This is a genomic window from Cellulosimicrobium composti (assembly GCF_009711085.1).
Taxonomy (GTDB): Bacteria; Actinomycetota; Actinomycetes; order Actinomycetales; family Cellulomonadaceae; genus Cellulosimicrobium; species Cellulosimicrobium composti.
In genome coordinates this window covers 1-230 of the sequence record NZ_WMKA01000149.1, presented here as the reverse complement: position 1 = coordinate 230, position 230 = coordinate 1, and the positions used below count along the sequence as shown (strand labels likewise).

Sequence of the window (230 nt, the reverse complement as noted above, 5' to 3'; positions counted from 1 at the left end):
GGCGGATCGTCGCCGAGCACACCGGGCAGAACCAGATCCGCGCGCACCGCATGAGGCCAAGCACGACGGAGGCCCCGGCCGCCGTCTGGGCCAGGAGGACACCGCCGACCGGATCCATCAGGTCCCGGCCGCAGCCCTTGCACGCGCGGTCGCCCGTGATCTGCCACAGAGTGCGGCGTCCGGCGTACCGACGCGCCTTCCGGGTCTTCGCGGTCGCCTGTCGGGCGAGT

General features: G+C 73.5%; 1 protein-coding gene. It reads right to left on the bottom strand.

Features of this window, described 5'->3' with window-relative positions:
• The coding region (locus GJV82_RS20360; protein ID WP_225873515.1) for a hypothetical protein at positions 1-230 on the bottom strand (230 nt) is incomplete at both ends.